Annotated in this window: 20 protein-coding genes and 1 tRNA gene; 11 read left to right on the forward strand and 10 right to left on the reverse strand. The window is 56.9% G+C overall.

All coding sequences use genetic code 11. The features are described from left to right. Positions 1-5: 5 nt before the first annotated feature. The 3 genes from xerD to queG form a co-directional block, all read right to left on the reverse strand. A complete protein-coding gene (xerD, locus tag ACFPM8_RS01370) occupies positions 6-950 on the reverse strand; it encodes a site-specific tyrosine recombinase XerD (protein WP_378994183.1) in 945 nt (314 codons plus the stop codon). After that, positions 947-1,474, reverse strand: coding sequence for a methylated-DNA--[protein]-cysteine S-methyltransferase (locus tag ACFPM8_RS01375; RefSeq protein ID WP_378994185.1), 528 nt, complete (start codon positions 1,472-1,474; stop codon positions 947-949). Before ACFPM8_RS01375 ends, xerD begins: the two co-directional genes overlap by 4 nt. Before the next feature lie 429 nt (positions 1,475-1,903). After that, the gene (gene queG / locus ACFPM8_RS01380) at positions 1,904-3,007 is read right to left on the reverse strand and encodes a tRNA epoxyqueuosine(34) reductase QueG (RefSeq protein ID WP_378994187.1); all 1,104 of its coding nucleotides are present in this window, start codon (positions 3,005-3,007) and stop codon (positions 1,904-1,906) included. A gap of 180 nt (positions 3,008-3,187) precedes the next feature. Between queG and tsaE the strand changes: the two genes are divergently transcribed. Beyond that, positions 3,188-3,673 (forward strand): tRNA (adenosine(37)-N6)-threonylcarbamoyltransferase complex ATPase subunit type 1 TsaE, encoded by a 486-nt coding sequence (gene tsaE, locus ACFPM8_RS01385; RefSeq protein WP_378994189.1) that lies wholly within the window; start codon positions 3,188-3,190, stop codon positions 3,671-3,673. After that, on the forward strand, positions 3,637-5,007 hold the full coding sequence (locus ACFPM8_RS01390; protein ID WP_378994191.1) for an N-acetylmuramoyl-L-alanine amidase: 1,371 nt from the start codon (positions 3,637-3,639) through the stop codon (positions 5,005-5,007). The genes tsaE and ACFPM8_RS01390 overlap by 37 nt, the downstream gene beginning before the upstream one ends. Before the next feature lie 101 nt (positions 5,008-5,108). Here the strand turns inward: ACFPM8_RS01390 and ACFPM8_RS01395 are convergent, their stop codons facing one another. Next, positions 5,109-5,762 carry a VTT domain-containing protein gene (locus tag ACFPM8_RS01395; RefSeq protein ID WP_378994193.1) on the reverse strand — a complete coding sequence of 218 codons (654 nt, stop codon included), beginning with the start codon at positions 5,760-5,762 and terminating at the stop codon, positions 5,109-5,111. Between the two features lie 131 nt (positions 5,763-5,893). On the opposite strand from ACFPM8_RS01395, the gene mutL reads away from it, so the two are divergent. The 4 genes from mutL to ACFPM8_RS01415 all read left to right on the forward strand — a co-directional run bounded on the left by mutL (position 5,894) and on the right by ACFPM8_RS01415 (position 9,810). Continuing rightward, entirely contained in the window at positions 5,894-7,756 is a 1,863-nt protein-coding gene (mutL, locus tag ACFPM8_RS01400) for a DNA mismatch repair endonuclease MutL (protein ID WP_378994196.1), read from the forward strand. Between the two features lie 6 nt (positions 7,757-7,762). Next, positions 7,763-8,719, forward strand: a complete 957-nt coding sequence (gene miaA, locus ACFPM8_RS01405) for a tRNA (adenosine(37)-N6)-dimethylallyltransferase MiaA (RefSeq protein WP_378994198.1) — start codon at positions 7,763-7,765, stop codon at positions 8,717-8,719. Between the two features lie 95 nt (positions 8,720-8,814). Then, a tRNA-Met gene (locus tag ACFPM8_RS01410) sits at positions 8,815-8,891 on the forward strand. Positions 8,892-9,111: 220 nt separating this feature from the next. After that, entirely contained in the window at positions 9,112-9,810 is a 699-nt protein-coding gene (locus tag ACFPM8_RS01415) for a DUF2076 domain-containing protein (protein ID WP_378994200.1), read from the forward strand. A 246-nt stretch (positions 9,811-10,056) separates the two neighbouring features. Here the strand turns inward: ACFPM8_RS01415 and ACFPM8_RS01420 are convergent, their stop codons facing one another. The 6 genes from ACFPM8_RS01420 to ACFPM8_RS01445 are packed head-to-tail and all read right to left on the reverse strand — an operon-like array spanning position 10,057 to position 16,631. Beyond that, positions 10,057-10,518: a type IV pilin protein gene (locus ACFPM8_RS01420; RefSeq protein WP_378994202.1), complete on the reverse strand. Its 462-nt coding sequence runs from the start codon at positions 10,516-10,518 to the stop codon at positions 10,057-10,059. A gap of 30 nt (positions 10,519-10,548) precedes the next feature. Beyond that, positions 10,549-14,013, reverse strand: coding sequence for a pilus assembly protein (locus ACFPM8_RS01425; protein ID WP_378994204.1), 3,465 nt, complete (start codon positions 14,011-14,013; stop codon positions 10,549-10,551). Next, complete coding sequence (locus tag ACFPM8_RS01430) at positions 14,010-14,540, reverse strand: pilus assembly PilX family protein (RefSeq protein WP_378994206.1); 531 nt, start codon at positions 14,538-14,540, stop codon at positions 14,010-14,012. Before ACFPM8_RS01430 ends, ACFPM8_RS01425 begins: the two co-directional genes overlap by 4 nt. Before the next feature lie 29 nt (positions 14,541-14,569). Next, entirely contained in the window at positions 14,570-15,439 is an 870-nt protein-coding gene (locus ACFPM8_RS01435) for a PilW family protein (protein WP_378994208.1), read from the reverse strand. Then, positions 15,436-16,002 carry a type IV pilus modification protein PilV gene (gene pilV / locus ACFPM8_RS01440; protein ID WP_378994210.1) on the reverse strand — a complete coding sequence of 189 codons (567 nt, stop codon included), beginning with the start codon at positions 16,000-16,002 and terminating at the stop codon, positions 15,436-15,438. The genes ACFPM8_RS01435 and pilV overlap by 4 nt, the downstream gene beginning before the upstream one ends. A 17-nt stretch (positions 16,003-16,019) precedes the next feature. Continuing rightward, a complete protein-coding gene (locus ACFPM8_RS01445; protein ID WP_378994212.1) occupies positions 16,020-16,631 on the reverse strand; it encodes a GspH/FimT family pseudopilin in 612 nt (203 codons plus the stop codon). A gap of 397 nt (positions 16,632-17,028) precedes the next feature. Between ACFPM8_RS01445 and ACFPM8_RS01450 the strand changes: the two genes are divergently transcribed. The 5 genes from ACFPM8_RS01450 (at position 17,029) to ACFPM8_RS01470 (ending at position 21,306) form a co-directional block, all read left to right on the forward strand. After that, entirely contained in the window at positions 17,029-17,379 is a 351-nt protein-coding gene (locus tag ACFPM8_RS01450; protein WP_378994214.1) for a hypothetical protein, read from the forward strand. Between the two features lie 14 nt (positions 17,380-17,393). Continuing rightward, a complete protein-coding gene (miaB, locus tag ACFPM8_RS01455) occupies positions 17,394-18,734 on the forward strand; it encodes a tRNA (N6-isopentenyl adenosine(37)-C2)-methylthiotransferase MiaB (RefSeq protein WP_378994216.1) in 1,341 nt (446 codons plus the stop codon). A 43-nt stretch (positions 18,735-18,777) separates the two neighbouring features. Continuing rightward, complete coding sequence (locus tag ACFPM8_RS01460) at positions 18,778-19,914, forward strand: PhoH family protein (protein WP_378994218.1); 1,137 nt, start codon at positions 18,778-18,780, stop codon at positions 19,912-19,914. Continuing rightward, on the forward strand, positions 19,898-20,356 hold the full coding sequence (gene ybeY / locus ACFPM8_RS01465; protein WP_378994220.1) for an rRNA maturation RNase YbeY: 459 nt from the start codon (positions 19,898-19,900) through the stop codon (positions 20,354-20,356). Before ACFPM8_RS01460 ends, ybeY begins: the two co-directional genes overlap by 17 nt. Positions 20,357-20,700: 344 nt before the next feature. Continuing rightward, a complete protein-coding gene (locus tag ACFPM8_RS01470; RefSeq protein ID WP_378994222.1) occupies positions 20,701-21,306 on the forward strand; it encodes a cytochrome b/b6 domain-containing protein in 606 nt (201 codons plus the stop codon). Positions 21,307-21,313: the final 7 nt, after the last annotated feature.

Consider the following 21,313-nt stretch of genomic DNA (forward strand, 5'->3'; position numbering starts at 1 on the left):
CGCGCTCAGCTGTGACTGCGCGGATGATGCTGTTCATGCAATTTTTTCAGTCGCTCACGTGCTACATGCGTATAAATCTGGGTGGTGGAGATATCCGCATGCCCCAGTAAAAGTTGCACAACACGCAAATCCGCACCGTGATTCAGCAAGTGCGTGGCGAACGCATGCCGCAGGGTGTGCGGCGACAACGGCGCATTGATCGCCGCTTGGCGAGCGTACTTTTTGATCAAGACCCAGAACATCTGGCGCGTCATGGCCCCGCCGCGCGCGGTGACGAACAAGGCATCGTCCATTTGGCCGCCCATGATCTCGGGCCGCGCCTGCTGCAGATAACGCACGATCCAGGTCCGCGCTTCTTCGCCGAACGGGACCAGCCGGGTTTTATTGCCCTTGCCGGTAATCCGCAGCACGCCCTCGTTCATGCCGACCTCCACCGATTTCAGCAGCACCAGTTCGGACACCCGCAAGCCGCTGGCATACATCAATTCCAGCATGGTGCGGTCGCGCAGGCCGAGCGCGCTATCGACATCGGGAGCGGCCAGCAGCGCTTCCACTTGCGCCTCCGACAAGGTGTGCGGCGTGCGCTGCGACTGCTTGGCGGAACGTATGCGCAAGCAAGGATCGACCTCGATCCGGTTCTGCCTCAATGCCAGCAAATAAAAGCGCTTGAGCACCGCCAGCCGGCGATTCGCCGAGGTCGGCTTGCTGCTTTCATGTTTGGCGGCGAAATAAGCATTCAGATCCGCCGCCTCGACCGCATACAGCGGCTTGCTGCCGGGTTGATCCTGCAGCCACAAGCCGAACAGCGTCATATCGCGTCGATAAGCGTCCAGCGAGTTTTTGGCCAGACCGTCTTCCAGCCACAAGGTGTCGCAAAACTCATCGATCGCGCTTTGGCTGGCGGTCGTCAGCACTGGTTTGGCCGGCTGTTCCGGTCGGGGCTTGCTCACGGGATGGTCACGCCTTCATGCGCCAGCAGCCAGCGTTTGACCCGCAAATGAAAGCCGTCAACATCATCGTGATGCGAAAATCCGCCTAGCCCGCCGGCGGCAGTCACCCGATGACACGGGATCACCAATGGAAACCAGTTGGCGCCGCAGGCTTGGCCAACCGCGCGCGGAGCCGATTGCACCAGCTTCGCCACTTGCCCATAGGTCAATACCTCGCCGTGCGGGATGGCCCTGATCTTGGCCCATACCTTGTGCTGAAACGCTGTGCCGACCGGCGCCAGCGGCAAATCGAAACGGAAATCCGGCTGTTCCAGGTAACGGCAGATTTGCTCTACCGCCAGCGCCGCCACCGGATCGCAGGCGTCTTTCTCGGCAAATGATGGTGGAAGATAGACCAGTTCGCGCACCAATCCGGCTTCGGTGCGTATCCCCATCGCACCGAACGGCGTGGCGACGATGGCGGAGAAATGTTGGGCGGGGAGTTGGGTGCTCTGCGACTGCGGAGCGTCGGGGAAAATATTCATGGTGGTGTCCTGTTCCGTGAACAATTTTATATTCAACTTATTTACGGAAAAGGACACTAGCATAAAATAAAAAAGGCGCATCTGCCGATGCGCCTCAAATTACTTCATATGTGTTCCCGGCTGTTTTGACAGCTTCATTTGGAACACACGGTCTCCTCAGTATCCCCGGTATCAATACCGTTCTTATTGCACCACCACCTTTAAATCTGCACTATTGCTGGTTACAACTGAAAAGCCGAAATCTGGTGCTACTTGTATTTACCGCAAGCTGCGATATCAAATAGTGGTCGCACTGTAACAGGTGTTACATCGATTTAACAAATAATTTATACGAATCACATTCGCCGAACTGGATAGGTTTACCCTAAATTATTTCCATGCAGGAATATATCTACACTGTCGCTTTACTTGTGATTGTCACAATGATTGTCAAGCATGGTGCTGTTCCAATGCCCACAAAACATGCTCTCGCACCAGTTCCGACGGATCGTCGGCACGGGCTTGCAGCGCGGCGATAATCTCCGGGGTACTGATCCCTGCCGCGGCCGCATTACCCAGGCCGACCGCAATATTGCGTAGCCAGCGCTGATGCCCGATGCGGCGAATCGGGCTGCCTTCCAGGCGGCTGTTGAATTGTTCCTCGCTCCAGCCGAACAGCTCCACCAGCGTCGCATTGTCCAGTCCGTTGCGGACATCGAAGTCCGCCAGGCCGGATGACTGCGCAAATTTATTCCAAGGACAAAACAGCTGGCAATCGTCGCAACCATAGACCCGGTTGGCGATCAACGGCCTTAACTCGAGCGGAATGCTGCCCTTCAGTTCGATCGTCAGGTAAGAAATGCAGCGCCGCGCATCAAGTTGATAAGGGCCGACAATCGCCTGCGTTGGACAAATGTCGATACAGGCGCTGCACTGGCCGCAATGGGAGCCGATGGCCTGATCTACCGGCAATGGCAAATCGGTCAGGATTTCTCCGAGAAAGAAAAACGAGCCGGCTTCACGATTGAGCAGCAAGGTATGCTTACCGCGCCAGCCGAGGCCGGATTTCTGCGCCAATGCCACCTCCATCACCGGCGCCGAATCGGTAAATACGCGGTAACCGAACTCGCCGATTTCCCCCTTGATGCGATCCGCCAGTTGCTGCAAGCGTGAGCGCAGCACCTTGTGATAGTCGCGGCCGCGCGCGTACAGCGACACCGTGGCGCTAGCGGCGGCGTCGGCGCCTAGCCGTGCTTTTTCACGCTGGCGCCAGTCGCCGCCGGCATCTTTGACATCGCGCGGCAAATAATCCATGCGCGCGGTGATCGCCCGGATCGTCCCCGGCACCAATTCAGCCGGCCGCGCGCGCTTCATGCCATGCGCTGCCATATAATCCATCTCGCCGTGATAGCCGAGATCAAGCCAGGCCTGGAACCCGGCCTCTTGCTGCGCCAGATCGACGTCGGTGATGCGGATATCAGCAAACCCGAGTTCCTTCCCCCACGCTTTGATGGTGGCGGCTAGCGCTGACAAATTGTGATCCGGTGCGGCCATCAGGTATGCAATTCAAAAAATATAAAGTTACGGGCAATTCTAAAAAACGCAGCAAGCGGCTCAAGGTCGGGGCGACGGGCTGGTCAGGCCGGCGAACATCGCAGGCCTGGGATTGGCGAAAGTTGGTTCAGCAGCGGATTTTAGAGATGCCCTTGGTATCGCAAAGGACTATTTTACGAGATGTCACATTTTACAACTCACCTGCACGACGAAGCCGGCACCGCCGCATTGGGCGCGGCGCTGGCGCGCTCGCTGATACCGGGGCTGTCCATCCATTTACAGGGCGATCTCGGCGCCGGCAAGACCGCACTGACGCGCGCCATGCTGCACGCGGCCGGCTACCAAGGCCACGTTAAAAGTCCGACCTACACATTGGCGGAACCATATGTGATCCAGGTCGATCAACAAACGATCGAAGCAATCCACTTCGATTTGTATCGCATGGCCAGTCCGGACGAATTCCTGGAAGCCGGTTTTCGCGAACATTTCAACAACAGCAATATCTGCATCGTCGAGTGGCCGGAAAAAGCAGAAGGCGCGTTGCCAGCACCCGACATCAACGTATTTCTCAGCGTTTCCGGCGAGGGACGTGATGTAGAATTGCACGCGTTATCTGATAAGGGTCGTCAATGCCTCGCTCGACTGAAATTTGCACCAAATCTCTGAAATCAAAAACCCGCCGCACCGTTCTCAAAGCCGGCGGCACCTTGCTCATCTCGGTACTGACGCCGCTCTCGGCGCAGGCAGCGCAAATCCTGGCAGTGCGCGTCTGGCCGGCAGAAGATTACACCCGCGTCACGCTGGAAAACGATGCCGAACTGAAGACCACCCATTTCCTGGTCCAGAATCCGGACCGGCTGGTAGTCGATATCGAAGGTGTCGAACTCAATCCGACGCTCAAGGAACTGGTCGCAAAAATCCAGTCGAACGATCCCTACATCAAACAAGTCCGGGTCGGCCAGAACCGTCCCAATGTGGTGCGCCTGGTATTCGACCTGAAAGAAGAAATCAAGCCGCAAGTATTCACGCTGGATCCGGTCGCCGGCTACAAGCATAGGCTGGTGTTCGATCTATACCCGGTCAACCCGCCCGACCTGATCGCGGCGATGATCGACAAGGGCGAATGGCCGCAAGACACGCCACCGGACGCAACGGATGCGCCGCCGGCCGTCGCAGAAGCCAAGCCTGAAACCAAGCAGCCGCCGCAACAGCAACAGCAGCAGCCGGAAACCCCGCAAACCGCGCGCACCGATCCCAAGCCGGATAAGCAAGACAAGACCCCGGCGCTGACGCGCATGATCACGATCGCGCTCGACCCCGGACATGGCGGCGAAGATCCGGGCGCCATCGGCCGCGGCGGCAATCGGGAAAAAGACGTGGTGCTGTCCATCGCCAAACGCCTCAAAGCCAGGATCGAACAACAGCCGAACATGCGCGTGATGCTGACCCGCGACGCCGATTACTTTGTGCCGCTCGGGGTCAGGGTCCAGAAAGCCCGCAAAGTGCAAGCCGACCTGTTCGTGTCGATCCATGCCGATGCCTTTGTCACGCCGACCGCGCGCGGCTCGTCAGTGTTTGCCTTATCCGAAAAAGGCGCCAGCTCAACCGCGGCGCGCTGGCTGGCCACCAAGGAAAACTCGGCCGACCTGATCGGCGGCATCAACATCAAGAGTCACGACAGGCAGCTGGCCAGCGTGTTGCTGGACCTGTCCACCACCGCCCAGATCAACGACAGCATGAAGCTCGGCAGCGCCGTCCTGAAAGAAATCAGCGGCATCAACCAATTGCATAAAGGGTCGGTCGAGCAAGCCGGGTTTGCGGTCTTGAAAGCGCCGGATATTCCCAGCATCCTGATTGAAACCGCGTTCATTTCCAATCCGGAAGAAGAAGCCAGGCTGACCGACAATGCCTACCAGGATCAAATGGCGGACGCGGTATTGAAAGGCATCAAAAAGTATTTCGCGCGCAATCCGCCGTTGGCAAGAAACAAGATGACCTGAAAACCTGTTCAAACAGATCCAACCGTCAAAACACTAAGGGCCCGATGCAAACAGATTGCGTCGGGCCCTTGCTTTATTTGCCAGTAATTTGCAGATTCCGGTTAGGCGCGCTTACCGCCAAACATCTTCTGATAAAACTTCCACAACCCGCCCAGCGCTACCGGCACCACCGCCGCGCCGACGCCCACCAGCACGATGGTATTCAAGTGATCGCGGATGACCGGAATATTGCCGAAGAAATAACCTGCCGCCACCAGCCCCACCACCCACAGCAGGGCGCCGCTGATATTGAAGAACTGGAATTTCGAAAACGTCATCTTGGACACCCCCGCGACAAACGGCGCAAACGTCCGCACGATCGGCACGAAGCGCGACAGGACGATGGTCTTGCCGCCGTGATGTTCGTAAAACGCATGGGTTTTTTGCAATGCGGCCCGATCCAGCCAGCGATAATCGTGGGTGAATACCTTCTGTCCGATCAAGCTGCCGATCCAGTAATTCAGCGTGTTGCCGGTGGTCGCGGCCACAATCAGCAAGCCCATCAAGACCCAGATATTCATTGCGCCGCTGGCGCAAAACGCGCCGCCGATAAACAGCAATGTATCGCCAGGCAAGAACGGCAACACAACCAATCCGGTTTCGCAAAAGACGATCAGGAACAACACCATGTACACCAAGGTACCGTATTCGGAGATCAAAAAGCCAAGGGATTTGTCGACGTGCAAGATGACGTCGAGGAATTGCATAAAGTCCATATTTCTCCTCAGGTAGCGCCGGAATAATACACTACCGCGGGCAGCGCAAAGCCCGGATATGAGGTTTGTTTAGCATCATGCGAAGTGCTTGATGCACTCGGTTGGGCGATGCGCTTCGGTATAATCCCGCCATGAACGCATCGCATCCCTCCCCCCGCCCGATCCAAGCCCTGCCCGATAACCTGATTTCGCAAATTGCCGCCGGCGAAGTGGTCGAGCGCCCGTCCGCCGTAGTCAAGGAATTGCTGGAAAACGCCCTTGACGCCGGCGCCACCCAAATTACCGTGCGGCTGGAACAAGGCGGCGTCAAGCGCATCGCCATTACCGATAACGGCCGCGGCATCGCCCCCGAACAATTGCCGCTGGCGCTGGCGCGGCATGCCACCTCCAAAATCGCCTCACTCAACGACCTGGAAAACGTCGCCACCCTGGGCTTCCGCGGCGAGGCGCTGGCGTCGATCGCCTCGGTGTCGCAAATGACGCTGACGGCGCGCACCGCAGACGCCGCCCATGCCTCGGAAATCGACGGCAGCACGCTGGTCGTCACACCGTCGTCGGGTGCGCAAGGCAGCACCGTCGATGTCCAGGACCTGTATTTCAATACCCCGGCCCGGCGCAAGTTCCTGAAGTCCGAGCAGACCGAATTCGGCCATTGCGCCGAAGTGGTGCGCCGCATCGCGTTGGCCAGGCCGGACGTCTCGTTCTCACTGACGCATAACGGCAAGACCGTCGATCACTGGAACATCACCGACATCGCCAAACGCAGCGCCGGCATTCTCGGCAGCGAATTTGCCAATGCCCGCCTGGGACTGGACGAAGCCGCCGGACCGCTGCGGCTGCACGGCTTTGTCGGCTTGCCGACCGCCTCCAAGGCGCGCGCCGACGCCCAGTATTTTTATGTCAACGGCCGCTTCGTGCGCGACAAATTGCTGGTGCACGCGGTGCGCGCCGCCTATCAGGACGTGCTGCACGGCGACCGCTATCCATCGTATGTACTGGGGCTGGACTTGGACCCGGCGCTGGTCGACGTCAATGTCCATCCGTCCAAAATCGAAGTGCGCTTCCGCGACAGCCGCGCCGTGCACCAATTTGTATTCCATGCAGTGAGCCGGGCGCTGGCGCAAACTTCCGCCACTTCGTTCGGGGCGACACCTGCGCCGCTGCCCTCGCCCAGCGGCGCGATGCCGTGGATTCGGGGCTCGCAAGAACATTTGCAGGCAATTTTTAACCCGGTCCAGCAGCAAACTTCGTTCGGCCCGCAATTTGCCCCGGCAGTACCGGGCGTGGCCCAAACCACCGCCAGCTATGGCGCTTTGTTTGCGGATAACGACAGCCAGCCAAGCACCGCATCCAGCCCGCAACCGGCGCTGTCGGCACCGCAGGCATTCAATCAAGCCTTGCCGGCAGACGACTTCCCGCTCGGTTTCGCGCTGGCGCAACTGCACGGCATTTACATCCTGGCGCAAAACACCAAGGGCCTGGTGCTGGTCGACATGCACGCCGCGCATGAACGCATCCTGTATGAACAGCTGAAAGGCGCGCTGGATCAAGACGCGATGCAAGTACAGCCGCTGCTGATCCCGGTCACCTTCTATGCCGATGCGATCGAGGTCGGTACCGCCGAAGAAAACCAACAAACCTTGCAAGCGCTAGGCTTCGATATCGCCGCCATGTCGCCGACCACCTTGGCGGTACGTTCGGTCCCGGCGTTGCTGAAAAATGCCGATGCGCAAACGCTGGCGCGCGACGTCTTGCGCGACGTGCGCGAGTTCGGCGGCTCACGGGTATTGGTCGAGCGCCGCAACGAACTGCTGGGCACCCTCGCCTGCCATACCGCGGTGCGCGCCAACCGCAGCCTGACCGCGCCCGAAATGAACGCCTTGCTGCGCCAGATGGAAGCCACCGAACGCGCCGACCAGTGCAATCACGGCCGCCCCACCTGGAGCCAGCTGGCGCTGTCCGACCTGGACAAACTCTTCTTGCGCGGACAATAACAATCCATGTCGTCAAATTCAAAACCGCTGGTGGTCGCCATCATGGGACCGACCGCATCCGGTAAAACCGCCGCCGCACTGGAAATCGCGCGCCAGATCCCGTCTGAAATCATCTCGGTCGATTCCGCGCTGGTCTATCGCGGCATGGATATCGGCACCGCCAAGCCCACTCAAGCCGAACGCGCCGCTGCGCCGCACCACCTGATCGACATCATCGAACCGACGCAATCCTATTCGGCGATGCAATTCCGCGATGATGCATTGCGCCTGTTCGATACAATCCACGCGCGCGGCAAGCTGGTGCTGATGGTAGGCGGCACCATGCTGTATTTCAAGGCGCTGAGGGATGGACTCGATGCCCTGCCGCAAGCGGACCCGGCGCTGCGCGCCAGGCTGGACGCAGAAGCGGCCCGCATCGGCGTGCCCGGTATGCATGCCAAGCTGGCCCTGCTCGACCCCGTCACCGCCGAGCGTCTGAAACCCAACGACAGCCAGCGGATTCAACGCGCGTTGGAAATCATCGAACTCAGCGGCCAAACCATGTCGTCGCTGCTGACCAACCAGCCAGCGCCGGAACTGCCGTTCGATATCCTGCCGATCGCGCTGGAACCGTCCGACCGCAGCGTGCTGCACGGCCGGATCGCGCAACGCTTCGATCAAATGCTGGACAGCCCCGACGGCGGTTTGATTGCCGAAGTGGAAACACTACGCGCCCGCGGCGACCTGCATCTCGGCCTGCCGTCGATGCGCTGCGTCGGCTATCGCCAGGCCTGGGAGTACCTGGACGGCCAGTACGATTACCAGCAACTGCGCGAAAAAGGCATCATCGCCACCCGGCAATTAGCCAAACGCCAACTGACCTGGCTGCGCGCAATGCCCGAGCGGATCGTGGTTGACTGCATCGGCAATAATGTTGCCAATACCGTGCTGGAGACGGTGAAAACGGCCTGCAGTCAGCGATAACCGGCGATAACGCCACGATTTTCCTCTTCAAGCGCTCAAAAATCCTCTTTTTCTTGACAGGTTTTCGCTGAAACTGCATAATTTAGGGCTTCTTTGGTGATATAGCTCAGTTGGTTAGAGCACAGCACTCATAATGCTGGGGTCGGTGGTTCAAGTCCACCTATCACCACCACGAACATGTTCCGGCAGTTCAGGGACTTACAAAAACCCGCATTACTCGTTAGAGAATGCGGGTTTTTTGTATCCGGGATCTTGATTGTTCGCACGACACCCTCCATTTACGTACCAGCGTTAGCGCCAAGGGCAATCGCCTGGAAGTAAGCCCATCAAAGGGAATACCGCGCATAATATCCAGCCAATTAATTCACCGACCATCCCCTGGAGCAACAATCATGAGTCCACAAGAAACCCAAGTTTTACAAGATTTACTGAATCAATTGGTGCAAGTCAGAGGCATTGCCAAAGATCCGCAAGCCGATGCCCTGATCGCCAGTGCGGTAGCGCAACAACCGGACGCAGCGTATTTGCTGGTGCAACGCGCATTGCTGGTGGATCAAGCACTGACCGCAGCGAAAGCGCAAATTGCGGCGCTACAGAGTCAAGTGCAGGCCGCACAAGCAGCTCCCGCCCGCGGGTTTCTGGATGGCGCCAATGCCTGGGGCAATAGCGCGGCAGCCGCACCACCGCGACCAATAGCGCCAGCCCCGATGGCGCCAAGTTATCCGGCTCCTCCGATGCAAGCACAAGCACCAATGATGCAAAGCCCGGCGCAACCCGCTGCGCCCGGTTTCTTCGGCGGCGGCGTCGGCAGCATGCTGGGTACGGTTGCAGCTACCGCTGCAGGTGTCGCAGGTGGCGCCTTCCTGTTCCAGGGAATTGAAAACCTGATGGGGCATCACAACAACAGCGCGTCAGGATTCATGAACCAGCCCGGCATGGCGCCATCGGCAACCCCGGTGGAAAATACCACCACCATCAACAATTACTATGCAGCCGATGCGGCGACGGATAAAGATCAAACTGTTGACGATACTGCGAGCAATGGTGCTTCGGATGATTACAGTTTGGATGATGACTCGTCGTTGGCCTGAGGGGAGTCATGGCGTTAGCAGACGAAACGCACAATCTTTTTTGAAGCTGAACACGAAGAATTAGAAATCACGATTGGAGAGGACAAATGATTTTCCAGTTTGCTCCTTGTTCCAAAAACCAGGAAAATTAAAAAAGGGCCTGTATCGCTACAGGCCCTTTTTCTTTGGTGACACTGATCCGGTATCAACCAACTCTTCTTCAGCAGCGACGAACAAATGACCTGTCGTCGCGATCCTGCTCCACTTTTACCGCCCCGCCCAGCAATCCACGATGGTGCTTGTGTATGTGCCAGTTTTGAGACTCCGCGCACCTGTGTTGTCCAGTGTGAATGTTCCGCACTTGTCGTTTGTCCTCGGCTTAGCCACAATCAAAAATGTCGTAGCTGTTCCAGCCGCATCGATAGTCAGGTCGTATTTTGGCGACGTCCCGTTCGGCGGCGACTGCGACAAACCGCTCGGTAAAGTCTGCACCACAGCTGGAGACTTGCTCGTGTCCAGATAAGAGTTATTGACCGTGTATTGTTGCTGCAACCAATTACTTGCTTGCAGCATTGTCGCCATCGCCTGGGCTCGGTCTCCGCGCTGCACGTATTGCCGATAACTCGGGGTAGCAACCGCCGCCAGAATGGCGATCACCACGACCACGATCATCAACTCAATTAGTGTAAAGCCGCTCTGCACGTGCTTATTTCCACATTTCATCCACATCACCCTGATTCAAATTATCAATTGCGATTTTCAATTCGGCTTCAGCGACAGCTGGCGCCAATGCCGTACTGCTGTACCAGCCAACGTGAATTTCTGACACCTTTCCACCCCGTCCGCGTCTACATAGGCCAGACACGCAGGTTTGTTAGAGCCCGGCGGCGTGATCGGTGTAGCAGTGCCGGCAGTGCCGGCTATCGGCACCGAACTTGCGTCAACAGACTTGCCTGCAACGATGAAATGAAACTTCGATGTATAGGCTCCTGTCAGGAAATCGGCCGCCACGAACTGGGAGTCAATACCGCCAGCACAAGAATCGGAGGTTTTAGGGGCGAGAGTCGACCCCAGTAGAACAACGTCCTTCAAAATCTGGAGATCACCAGTGATCCGCTCGCCGCTGTTGGTCAAATCAAAATACCAGCCGCGCTGCGAAGCCCAGTTAATCGGGTTTGCGGATAATTTCCGTCCATCCGTCGTACTCGTGAAGGTTTGCTGCTGTAACTGGTTACGGCCGGTTACAGCGGTCGTTTTGGTAGGGTCGTCCCATATGCCATAGACACTCTGGGTATCGATGTTGGCCTTGTCGCCCGTTTCGATGTACTTGCCGGTACCTGCCATCACGATATAACCACCGCGCGGATGCGGCGCTACCTGCGGCTTTTGCACGATCGGCTGGATGACGCTCGGGTTATCCGCATTCTTGGCGACAAACAGCGAGCGACTGCTCCATTTGCTTGAGTCGGTGGCGTTGCTCAAATCGAATTTCCACAGATTGCCCTGCAAATCGCCGGCATACGCGGCAATCACTTGACGTTGGTCGTTGAATATTAAGGCCGGCGCCGACAAGCCGTTGGACAAAGTAGCACTGCCGACACCAGTGTCCACTTTTTGAATCAGGGCGCCGGTGCTGACATCCACTAGGTACAGCACAGCATGCTGATTCGCGCTGTTATAACCGTTGCCGAAAATGGCCGCCCATTTGCCGTTGGCCAGCTGTACCACGGCCGGTGCGCCCAGCACATTGCCTAAATCGTTATCGCCGCTGGCGCTGTTTTCCCACAAGACGCTGCTGGCACCCAGCGAGGCCGGCGTAGTGACGTCCACAGCAAATACGCTTTGCGCGCCGGCACCGGTGGTGCCCAGCAAAATATTCTTCCATTTCGCTCCGATGTAGGCATCGCCTTCGGCCATCGGTCCATCAACAGAATAATGGTGAGCATAGACAGGATCGCTCAACGATTTCAGGTTGGAATAGACGCTATTCGGTATGAAGGCGAATTTTTCAACGCCGGTCGATGCGTCGAACGCATGCATCATGCCGTCATTGGCACCGACGTAGACCATCCCGCTGCGCGCCGCCTTAGCCGTGAGAAAGGCGGCATAAGTATCGGAGCCGTCCGTAGCCTTGAACAGGCCCATATAGCCCGCGTCGCTGATTTGCACAAACAATGGGGAGGAATTGACGATATCCCCTAGCTTGTATTTACGGTAGCGATAGACCCCGCCACTGCCATCACCTGCTTGTTCTTTGGCTGAACTGCCTCTCAGGTAGTCGAGCACATCCGACGATCCCAATGCAGCTTGCTGGCTGCCGCTACCGCTGGTCAAATTAGCCCAGCTGAAAGCGACTGCCGCCGACGTCGATGGATTCCAGGTCACAATATTGCGATCCGCAGGGGCCGGCAATAATGTTGCGGCATCCCATTTTTCGCTGCCGAAAGTGCCGTCTGCGTTAATGGTTTTAGCCCTCAAATGCCCGTCCCAGCTGCCGGAGTCAAAACCCGGAATATAGGCGTAGACACTGCCGGTCGAGTATCCGCCCGGGTAAGCAATACTGGAAGCGGCACCCGGCTGAACGCCGATCTCCTTCAGAATGACATTGATACCGGCCTGTAGCGCCTGAGGATTTCTGGCGCTGAAATAATTGCCATGACCATTGACTGCGGTGTGCCACAAGTCGTCAATCGCTGTTGGGTCGTCAGCCACCGGCGTCGGCCAGTCTGCTTTTCCATTTTTAATATCGGCATAATCGCCGGTGGTCGCCGTTTTGTAGTCGGCTTGATAGGCCAGCGTTCCGTTTGCGCCGAGACCAATGGTATGCGTGGTCATGTGCTGCCAGGTTGCCGGATCGGTCGGGGGCGCTTTGATTTTTCCTGCCGTTCCGGTAATTCCCTTTGCTGTCCTGATGCCCACGTCGGTAACCCAGTATTTCATCGAGGTATCCGCAAGTGTATTGGAGTTGGCGCTTGCGCCTTCATAGAAGGGTGCGGGCCAGTTGCTCCCGGCCGTCAACGCCGTTCCGGAAACCGGATCAGAATTGACCGCCGCAGGTAAGGTAGGCACCGTGCCATCCTGATCGCCGATCGAGGTCGGTTGTGTCATGTTCCAGAAACCATCGGTCGACAGGATCGTGTGATTCGCCTGGCATGACAACTGGATCGGGTCATCAACAGTCGCGGCTTTGAACATACCTTTGCCCTGATAGTAGCGACCTACATTATCCAGAGCGGCAATCAGCGGCGTACCACCGCCAGGTTTGATCGAATATAGCTGGTCGTACCACTTCTTTTTCTGGTTAGCATCGAAGGTCGCTATAGGAATAAAGTTGGCGGCGCTGGTGTTGGTATTCCCATTGTTGTCATTAATCGTAGCAAATCCAACGCGAAAGCGATCATTAACCCCGGAAAACGCCAGCCCCAGTGAAGTTTTTGTCAGCAGAATCCGTGTTCGGTAATAAGAGAACCAGTTGGCAAAGTTTTGAATTTCTTCGGCATAAGTGCAGCTGGTCTTCGTTGTGTCGGCAACGCAATCGGTCCGGGTTGCGGCACGAGGATACTTTGTTGTGACGGGAAGAATGTCTACCCGCTTGTAATTGGTATCAATATCTTCATTTATGTTGCCGGTTGGCGTACCGCTTCCAATCCAGTTGTAATAAAACGCATATTGCGCCACCGGATTTTGATATTTTTTGCCATTCGACTGCGCAAGGCAATTGTTATATGCGGCAAAATTCGACGGATTATAGAGCGGAAGATCTGCCGGCGATCTGGCATAACAGGTAGTGCTAAGGTCCGTTTGCAATGTACTCGTACTCCGGTACGGGTCGATCAGGGTCGCACCTGTACTGGCAGCCCCCATCGAGGCCCCGGTCGAAGTCACTGCCGGGGTATAGCTGGTGGCCGGATTGTAGTAAATCTGGTTATAGGCGCTGGAATAATAAGCACGCTGCGTTTTTTGTCCATTGAACTCCGATGTCGCATCGGTCCCTGTCACCGTACCCCACACCATGCTGCCGGAATTGTCCAGCATATACATAAGGTTAGGCGGCGGCGGCACCGGCAGGAACAATGGCGTTTGCGCGATCTCGGCGAGCGCGACGCCCGACACCGCAGCCATCCCCAGGCAAGCGCCATGCGCCAGCAATTTGACCAGCCGGCCAGGTATCTTGTGCTGCGGCAGTATCGTTCTCAACATAGCAATATCTCCCAGTACTTTCAAAATTTCAAATAACTTTGCAGCAATGCCACTGCGTCCGTTGTCGCGCCGACGCCGCGAGCGGTGATTCGATAGACCTTGGTAGTGAAATCCCGCTTGGCCTGGGTCGGAGCCAGTTTCAGCGTAGTGCCCACGTCTTCAACCATGCATTGCGGCTCTGACGCCAGACCATCATTAAACGTCTTGCTGTTGATGGTCCAACTGCCGCTCGGTATCGTGACCGCAATCGCTTTGGATCCGGTCCAGTTGTCCGCCACTTCCCACAAATTGGGGTCGGTCGGCGCGGCTGGGTTTTTGACCGTCGGCTTTGCGCCACCGGCAGGTACCGTGCCCTGTATCGCGTTTTCGCAGTAACGCAGCGCCCGTTCGGCTGCCTGAAAAGCCAGTTGCTGGTTACGCGAGTTGCCGGCCATTTTTTCGTCCAGCGTGACGTTGCGAATCGCAACTGCGCCAATCAGCATCATGACGACCAGGAAGATCAACACGATCGGCAACGCGATCCCGGAATGCGAGTGTTTTGTCTTTACCATAATGGGTTTGATAAGTTGATCGAGGATGGTCAGCTGACCAAACTAGGCGTGGCGTTGTTACGTAAAGTAAATTCGCGCGTCATGGTGGTGTGCAGCTTGAAATCCGTTGCGGTGGTGGGTGTTGTGTCACCGCACTTCAAATAGGACTGCTTCGCGGTCGTCACATTATTTGTGCTGTGAATTTCCAGGCAAACCGTGACGGTGACTACCTGATCCCAGCCTTGCCTGTTGTTGTCGTTGGCTGTCAGAGCGACTACGTCGCTCGCCTTCGTTTTGGATTGCGACGCCGTATAGTTGCCCGTGGTATCGACGCCGTAGGTCAATGTCATTGCGTCGACGTTACTTAATATCGCCTGTGGATCGGCACCGGCATTCCCTTTGCAGTACAGGGTTCCGGAATCCAGATAAAAGCTATTGGTAACGGTGCCGCCGGCATTGGTCCCGCTGCAATCGGCGCCAGCCCCACTGATAGGGCTGTCGGCGTTGTTATATGGCTCAGCCGTGTAGCTGACGGCGAATGCGGGTCCGGTGGATGTCGTGCCGCCGCAAGTTGGCTTGCGGGCGGTGATCGGCGTCACAAAGCCGTCATCGCAGCCGGTAATTCCAGTCAATCCGGGCTCTGATGTCGGTGGAAAATCCGTGGAGATGCTGGTGACGATGTTGCCGTACCCGGCCTGCATCAAGCTGCGCCCTATGACGGACAGTGCAAAACGTCCGTCTTCCTGGATGCGTGCATTGTCATCATTCAGGCGATAGCTCGATTTGCTGTTGAAATAAAGGCTGCTGACGAACAACACCAGAATCATGCCGATCGTTACCGACACCATTAATTCGATCAGGGTGAAACCCTGCGTGCCGCGGCGACGGCTGGAAGCTGAAGATGTAATCATTTTTTTCATGGCATCACCACTGTCAAAAAGCAGCGCATTGCGTTTTTATCCGCCGTGGTGGCACTGGCATCGAAAACTGAAGTATCGCAAGGCTCTGTCGCGTTATTGACGCTCGCCTTACCCGGCTCGTTGTAATAGACCGTGACGACAAACCCATTGGTCGTGTCACCGGATATCGTGCCCCAGCCGCCAGCCATCGCCTGATTCAAACCAACGCGCCAGTTATAGATATCAAGCTTGGCATTTTCTTGCGGAGTACAAGCGCCGGCGGTGGTACAAGTAGGGGCGGTCGGACTGGCGCTGCTGTACTTATCGGTGGTGGTGTAATAGCCAGCTTTAGCATTGGCGGAATTGGCGCGAATCCGGTCCGCGATGTCCGCGCTGTACTGGCCGGCCAGGGACCGGAAGTTCGCCACTTTTTGATAGCGCAGCGACGACACTTGCAGACCTGCCAGACCAAGCAAGGCAAATGCCGAGATCGTCAGCGCAATCAACACCTCGATCATGCCGACGCCGCGCTGCCGGTGCTGCCCGGCTCGCCCGCGCCGTAATTTATTCTTAGCCAAAGTCATGTTTTTCGTCCCCTCCATTAACAAGCGTTCTGAGCAACGCTGGTACGTCCGCTTGGCGTAAAGCTGACGCATCGCGCAAGCTTGTCGTTAAAAGTAAATTCGAAATTTGGAGGCGAATTGGTTGGCGCGCCGGCGCTGTTATAAGTGATGGACTGAGGGGTAGTGGCAGTCGACGTCGGCGTCACTTTGGTGCCGCTGGTCAAAGCGCCCTGGCGCGCCAGGAAGGTGGAAGTATTGCTCGCAGTAGTCCCGACGAATACCAGCCAGCCGCTGCTCCAGTCGTTGCCGGTGCCGCCGCCACAGACATTGGTTCCTGTTTCTGCACCTGCACTACGGCAGATTGTGACCGCAGCACCGCGCTTGATCGCTTCGGAACGCGCCAGCATGGTCGCCCTGACAAACTCGTTAACGTTACCAGACAGGCGATTCTGGGTGACGAAGCTCGCCATGGACGGCATGGCCACCGCCAGCAAGATCGCCATCACCACGATGGTGACCATCAATTCAATCAAGGTGAAACCTTTGCTAATAGAAGGTATGACGTGTTTATTTTTAATCTCAAAAGATAAGTAAATCCCGGCACTTCTTTGCACGCTACGCTCTCCCTTAAATCCTAAAAACAACGCCACTACGAACTGAGCACGAATTATAGATTTTATATTTCTGCAAAGAAATCAATTAACCTTCCGCCCGTCGCCACTCAAATGCCGCTCATCAACTTTGATTTTCAAATTGATAACTATCGCACTATTTGCTTGTCATTTTGCTTCCAGATCAGAGCCGGGAACGGGCGATAAAATGGGATTTGAAGTCGGCACTGAAGAAGTGTCGCGGCGGCGGATGAAGGTCTGTTACGGCTCGATGCGGCAGCAGCCGAATGCTATAATCCGCGCTTCTCGAAACGAACCGGCGAGCGGCTTATTTGTTGGCTGTTGAGCGATATTGGCTCTACACTCGCCAGTCTCGATACGGTATTTTTCTCATGCCATGGATTTACAACCTGGCTCATCACAAAGGAAGTTTGCTATGCGTGCAACACTGTGGCCTCTGCGTTTGCTGATTGTTCTTTTGCTGGCGACGCTGGCATTTTCCGCGCAGGCAGCTGGGCGCACTTTCCCCGCCGCGACCGAGCGCGGCAGGCTGGTCATCACGGATTATCCGAACGTCACGATTAGCGGCAAGGCGCTGCGGCTGTCGCCCGGTTCCCGTATCTGGGGTCCGAATAACCTGACGCAGATCCCGAATGCATTGGGCAGCGATAGCTATCTGGTCAATTACACGTTGAATATCCAGGGCGATGTCGACCGGGTCTGGATCCTGACGCCGGACGAAGCGGCGCAAAAAGTCGCGGATCAACGCAGCAACCTGAAATTGTAGTCATGGAAAAAACGATGCAAAAGAAAGTATTCATCAAAACCTTCGGTTGTCAGATGAATGAGTACGACTCGGACAAGATGGCCGATGTGTTGAATGCGTCCAACGGGATGATCAAGACCGACAGCCCGGAAGATGCCGATGTGATTCTGCTCAATACCTGTTCGGTGCGCGAAAAGGCGCAGGAAAAAGTTTTCTCTGACCTCGGCCGCCTGCGCGAACTGAAGCGCGACAAGCCCGATCTGCTGATCGGCGTCGGCGGTTGCGTGGCATCGCAGGAAGGCGCGGCGATCGTCAAGCGCGCGCCTTACGTGGATATGGTGTTCGGCCCGCAAACCCTGCACCGGCTGCCGGAGATGATCATGCAACGGCGCGCGACCGGCCATTCGCAAGTCGACATCAGCTTCCCTGAAATCGAAAAATTCGACCATCTGCCGCCGGCCAAGGTCGATGGCGCGACGGCGTTCGTTTCGATCATGGAAGGCTGCAGCAAATATTGCAGCTATTGCGTGGTGCCCTACACCCGCGGCGAAGAAGTCTCGCGCCGCTTCGACGATGTGCTGACCGAGGTGGCTGGACTGGCCGAGCAAGGCGTCAAGGAAATCACGCTGCTGGGCCAGAACGTCAATGCTTTCCGCGGCGTCATGGCGGATGGCGAGATCGCCGACTTTGCGCTGCTGATCGAATACATCGCCGAGATCCCCGGCATCGAGCGCATCCGTTTTGTCACCAGCCATCCGAAGGAATTCACCCAGCGCCTGATCGACACCTACGCCAAGGTGCCTAAGCTGGTGGACCATTTGTATCTGCCGGCGCAGCATGGCTCGGACCGCATCCTGGCGGCGATGAAGCGCGGCTATACCGTGCTGGAGTACAAATCGGTGATCCGGCGCTTGCGTCAGGTGCGCCCCAACATTGCGATTTCGAGCGACTTCATCGTCGGCTTTCCGGGCGAGACGGATGCCGATTTCGACGCGCTGATGAAGCTGATCACCGACATCGGTTACGACAACAGTTTCAGCTTCGTCTTCAGTCCGCGTCCGGGCACCCCTGCCGCCAACCTGGAAGACGATACGCCGGCTGAAGTCAAGCTGAAGCGGCTGCAGCATCTGCAAGCCGTGGTGCAGGACAACGCCAACAAAATCAGCGCCGCGATGGTCGGCACGGTACAGCGGATCCTGGTCGAAGGACCGTCCAAGAAAGATCCGGCCGAAATGCAGGGACGCAGCGAGAACAACCGCGTCGTCAATTTCGATGGCGGCCCGAACGGCGCACGCTTGATCGGCCAGCTGATCGACGTCAAAATTTTGCAAACGTATACGTATTCGCTGCGCGGCGAAATTGTAGTGGCAGACTGAGCGCACCCGCATAAAACCAACATCAGACATCTATATAAATAGTTTGAAGACCAAAACTCCTACCCAGCCGCAGTACTTCATTCCGCAGCCGCTCGACAATACGCGGCTGGCGCATTTGTGCGGGCCGCTGGATGAAAATCTGCGGCAAATTTCCGCCGCGCTGGATGTCACCTTGTTCCGGCGCGGAGATAAATTCATCGCGGCCGGCAGCAATGCGGCGCGCGCGGTGGAAATCCTCGACCAGTTTTACGCCGTCGCCCATAAGGTGATTTCGGTTGATGAAATCCAGCTGGCGCTGGTCGAACAACGGGCGATGCTGGGAGTCGGGAAAAAACCAAAAACAGCCAAGACCAACGGCAATGCCGGCGAGCCCGCAGTCGAGGCGCGTGCCGATGCCGAGGGAGTCGATCTCGAAAGCCCGGTACTCAAAACCCGCCGCAGCGATCTGCGCGGCCGGACGCCGCACCAAAGCCAGTACATCCGCGCGATCCTGGAACACGATGTCACGCTCGGCATCGGCCCGGCCGGTACCGGCAAAACCTATCTGGCGGTGGCTTGCGCAGTCGATGCGCTGGAACGCGATGCGGTCAAGCGCATCGTGCTGACCCGGCCCGCGGTCGAAGCCGGCGAACGGCTTGGCTTCCTGCCCGGCGACCTGGCGCAAAAAGTCGATCCGTATCTGCGGCCGCTGTATGACGCGCTGTACGATTTGCTGGGTTTCGACCGCACCCAGAAAATGTTTGAAAAGCAGGCGATTGAAATCGCGCCGCTGGCTTATATGCGCGGCCGCACGCTGAACCATGCGTTCGTGATCCTGGACGAGGCGCAGAACACGACGCCGGAACAGATGAAAATGTTTTTGACCCGGATCGGTTTTGGCAGCAAGGCCGTGGTCACCGGTGACGTTACCCAGATCGACCTGCAACGCGGCCAGAAAAGCGGTTTGATCGACGCCGTCAACACCTTGAAAGACGTGCGCGGCATCGCCTTCACGCGCTTCAACAGCACCGATGTGGTGCGTCATCCGCTGGTGGCGCGTATCGTTGATGCGTACGAAGCCGCCGCCCAGGCAACGCCGGTTGCCGCCACCCATGGCGTAATGGAGCCTGCCACCACGCCGGTCACAGTCAGCACCGGCATTACTCAAAGAGCCCGCAGCCGCCATGCCGCAAAAAAATAAACTCTCGTTGTCGGTCCAATATCCCGACCCGCGCCTGAAGGAAATCGTGACCCGTCCGCAAGTGCGGCGTTGGGTGCAGGCGGCCTTGCTGGCGCCGGCGGAATTGACGATACGTTTCGTCGATGCGGAAGAAGGCAGAATCCTGAACCGCGACTATCGCGGCAAGGATTACGCCACCAACGTGCTGACCTTCGCCTACACCGAAGATGAGGACAGCGAGACGACCCAAGCCGACATCATCCTGTGCACCGATGTACTGCAGCGAGAAGCGAATGAACAGGCTAAAACAGTCGCCGAGCACGCCGCCCATCTGGTGGTGCACGGAGTCTTGCACGCACAAGGTTATGACCACGAGGACGACGACGAGGCGGCGGAGATGGAAGGCCTGGAAATTGAAATCCTGACCGCATTGGGCTGGCCCAACCCCTACGCCCCGCACTAGTCTTTGATGCATCGTGACGCCGCACTTGCCGGCGTCACTTCACTCCTGTCGAATTGGCAATCGCTCCAGTGGCATTGCACGTCGCACAACACCCCCCCGCCTTCCTGATCAATTGATCAATTTTCGCAAAAGCAATACTGATAAAAATAACAGCGCCAAGGAATAATCACGTTTCCGGCCTTATATTTTTAACCAATAAGATTATTATGATTCCGTGTAATGAATTGCCTTAGTCCGCGACTAAGCCACATGAAAACAATTCATCCCTATCCTTTGGAGCCAATCTTGAACAGAGTCCTGCTGCTCATCTTGCTCACTGATTCCCTCTCGCAGGCGGCCTACAAATGAACTCCTCCACGTTGAACAAGCCCACCATTCACCCGGTCTGGCTGCGGGTCACGCACTGGCTCAACGCCGTCGCCGTGATCGTGATGATCTTGAGCGGCTGGCGCATTTATAACGCCTCGCCGATTTTTCCATTCAAAATTCCCAGCGACTGGACCCTGGGCGGCTGGCTGGGCGGCGCGTTGCAATGGCATTTCGCCGCGATGTGGCTGCTGTTCTTCAACGGCTTGGTCTACCTGCTGTTCAACATTGCTTCCGGCCGCCTGTGGAAGAAATTCTTCCCGCTGCGTCCCAGCGAGGTGGTGCACGACATGATTGCAGCGCTGACCGGCAAGCTCAAGCACGATGCGCTTGAAAAATACAACGCGGTGCAAAAGCTGGCCTATGTCGCGGTCATCCTGGATTTGATCCTGCTGGTGCTATCGGGCCTGGCGATCTGGAAATCGGTGCAGTTTCCGATTTTGCGCGAACTGATGGGCGGTTATGACACCGCCAGAATCGTGCATTTCTGCGCGATGAGCTTCCTGGTTTTATTTATTGCGGTGCATATCGTCATGGTGGCACTGGTTCCCCGCACGCTGTTAGCCATGCTGCGCGGACGTTAAGGAGATT

The organism is Paraherbaspirillum soli (genome assembly GCF_042654985.1).
GTDB classification, from domain to species: Bacteria; Pseudomonadota; Gammaproteobacteria; order Burkholderiales; family Burkholderiaceae_D; genus Paraherbaspirillum; species Paraherbaspirillum soli.